This window comes from Lishizhenia sp. (genome assembly GCF_057456495.1).
Genome location: NZ_JBVCPV010000268.1, coordinates 1 through 3022, shown reverse-complemented (window position 1 = coordinate 3022; position 3022 = coordinate 1). Strand labels below are relative to the sequence as shown.

Below are 3022 nucleotides of genomic sequence, written 5' to 3'. Positions count from 1 at the left end.
TATAAATAAATAAAGAAATTACATACGTTCCTACATTAGCATAATTATGAGAAGGGTAAGGATCATTCGTCGAAGTTCCATCGCCAAAATCCCAAATTAAATATTGTAAACTTGAAGTGGTCGAAGATTGATTTACGACATAGTAGTCGTTAAGATTAGTTGAATCCTGTATGATATCGAAATCAGCCATACAGTAGCTATTAGTTGCCCCGGAGATATACAATGTGTCAGTTTTTAGATCTGTGCAGTATAGATTGTTTACTGAATCAACAAGAGTTACTTGACATCCAACGTAGTCCATACTTGGACTTGCCAAGGTTGTTGTAACAGAGCTACCTGTGTAAATTTGTCCTCCTATATTCCAGGTAATGCTTGCGTTGGTTGGCTGGTTACCGGTAAAAACAAAGGTGTAACTATTTCCAATGTTACTTACATTGTAATCCGCAACACAGTTTTGGGCATAACTCATTAGACCTAGAAACAGGGTTGTAATCGAAAGTAAAAGTGTTTTCATGATAACGTGTTTAGTATAAGTACCTTGTAGATTATTATTGGTTGTCTGAACTTGTAAACTTTTGGTTGTTAAAACTTTACTAATCCTTTTATTTTCATGCTTATGTGCTCGTTTCATTTAAATGTGGTATCTTTGCAGTCAATTTTAGATAATATATTTTATGACCTTTAGTGAATTAGGGCTTAGAAGCGAGGTAGTTAAGTCGATAGCAGACCTTGGTTTTGAGTCACCAACACCAATTCAAGAACAAGCAATTCCGCATTTATTGCAAACGGAAAGTGACTTTGTCGGATTGGCTCAAACAGGGACGGGGAAAACAGCCGCATTTGGTTTGCCATTGATTAACAACATTACATCGCCAGGAAAGTCTCCTAAAGGCCTTGTTATTTGTCCAACCAGGGAGTTGTGTTTGCAGATTGCAAGCGACCTTAAAAATTTCTCCAAGTACGATAAGTCTATACGTGTAGAAGCAGTTTATGGGGGTACGGATATCCGTCGCCAGATGAAAGCTTTAAAAGACGGTGTGTCAATTATAGTGGCAACACCAGGGCGTTTGTGTGACTTGATCAACAGAAAAGCGGCAAAATTAGACGACGTTCAATACGTTGTTTTAGATGAGGCTGACGAAATGCTGAACATGGGGTTCAAAGAAGATTTGGATTACATCTTAAAAGAAACACCATCTACGAAGAACGTATGGTTGTTTTCAGCGACAATGCCAAAAGAAGTGGCAAGTATTTCGAAAAACTATATGTCAAATCCGTTAGAAGTAACGATTGGACATAAAAATGAAACAAACGCAAACATTGAGCACATTTATTTCTGTGTAAAAGAAAGAGATAGATACCACGCTTTAAAACGTTTGATTGACTTTAACCCTTCAATTTTCGGTTTAGTATTCTGCCGTACGCGTAGAGAAACGCAGATGGTTGCTGAAAAATTAGGAAAAGACGGATACAATGCAGAAGCATTACACGGTGATTTATCACAAGCGCAAAGAGATAGAGTTATGGATTCTTTCCGTAACAGATCTTTACAATTGTTGGTAGCTACTGATGTTGCAGCTCGTGGTATCGACGTAGATGATATCACTCACGTTATCAACTACAATTTACCAGATGATATAGAGAACTATACACACCGTTCTGGACGTACTGCTCGTGCGGGTAGAAAAGGTGAATCTTTAGTGTTAATCAACACAAGAGAGAAAGGTAAGATTAGAGCAATTGAAAGAGTAATTAGAACAGAGTTTACATTTGCTAATATTCCGGATGCACAAGCGATTTGTGGTATTCAGTTAACGGCAATGATAGACAAGGTGAAAAGTACTGAGGTAAAAGAATCTGACATAGAGAAGTTTTTACCAGCGATACTTACTGACTTCGAAGAATTAACGAAAGAAGAAGTAATCAAAAAGTTCGTTTCTGCTGAGTTTAACAGATTCTTAGATTACTACAAACACGCAGGAAACTTAAATGCTTCTGCTTCAGACAGAGGAAGCGATAGACCAGAAAGAGGTGATCGTAACAAAGGTCGTGGTAGAACAGACGAAAACAAAGCTAGATTCTTTGTAACGCTTGGTGAGAAAGATGGATTGAACAAAGGGGGATTACTTCGTGTAATCTGTGATTCTACAGGAATCAACTCTGGATCTATCGGACGTATCGACGTTATGGGATCTTACTCATTCTTCGATGCTGACAAAACAGATGCTGATCAAATTTTAGCGAAAGCGAACGGTGCTGACTTTGAAGGTAAAGAAATGAAAGTTGAGTTATCGAAAGAGAAATCAGGTGGAGGTCGCTCAGGTGGCGGACGTTCTTCTGGTGGACGTGGTAGATCAGGTGGATTCGGAGGTCGCAGTGGCGGTGGAAGAGGAAACTCTGGTTCTAGAGACAGAAGATCATCAGGTGGTCGTTCTGGAGGTGGAAACAGAAGAACTAGCGCAAGAAGATAGATGCAAAATATTGAACGTAGAGTAATCTTCGTTCAAGCAGAAAATTAAGAATACAACACTGAAAAGTAGGAGGGAGGAAACTTCTTCCTACTTCTTTTAAGTTTAATGTGCTCTTAATATAGGATAAAGTAAAAAATGACAAATTTGGCGCAGCATTCGAAAATATTGACTTCGCCGATTTTAGAATTATTCAATGGAAATTAGAAACATTGCGATTATCGCACACGTTGACCACGGTAAAACTACTTTGGTTGATAGAATGATCGAAGCTGGAGATAGCTTCACAGAAAGAGACAGAAATAACTCAGGTGAGTTAATGATGGATAACAATGACCTTGAAAGAGAAAGAGGTATTACTATCGTTTCTAAAAACGTTTCTGTTACTTACAAAAACACAAAAATCAACATTATCGATACTCCTGGTCACGCCGACTTTGGTGGTGAGGTAGAACGTGTATTGAACATGGCTGATGGTGTTTGTTTGTTGGTAGATGCCTTCGAAGGACCTATGCCACAAACACGTTTTGTATTGCAAAAAGCATTATCAATGG

Annotated in this window: 3 protein-coding genes; 2 read left to right on the top strand and 1 reads right to left on the bottom strand. The window is 38.4% G+C overall.

Annotation, left to right across the window (positions count from 1 at the left end):
* Positions 1-514, bottom strand: a 514-nt coding sequence (locus AC22ZQ_RS13840) for a PKD domain-containing protein (RefSeq protein WP_318959354.1), incomplete at its 3' end; no start/stop codon positions are given.
* Between the two features lie 160 nt (positions 515-674).
* On the opposite strand from AC22ZQ_RS13840, the gene AC22ZQ_RS13835 reads away from it, so the two are divergent.
* Positions 675-2471 carry a DEAD/DEAH box helicase gene (locus AC22ZQ_RS13835; protein WP_318959353.1) on the top strand — a complete coding sequence of 599 codons (1797 nt, stop codon included), beginning with the start codon at positions 675-677 and terminating at the stop codon, positions 2469-2471.
* 193 nt (positions 2472-2664) lie between these two features.
* Positions 2665-3022, top strand: a 358-nt coding sequence (locus AC22ZQ_RS13830) for a GTP-binding protein (protein ID WP_318959352.1), incomplete at its 3' end; no start/stop codon positions are given.

Coding starts and splice junctions, on each gene's coding strand:
- AC22ZQ_RS13835 (WP_318959353.1), top strand. CDS start 675: ATGACCTTTAGTGAATTAGGGCTTAGAAGCGAGGTAGTTAAGTCGATA.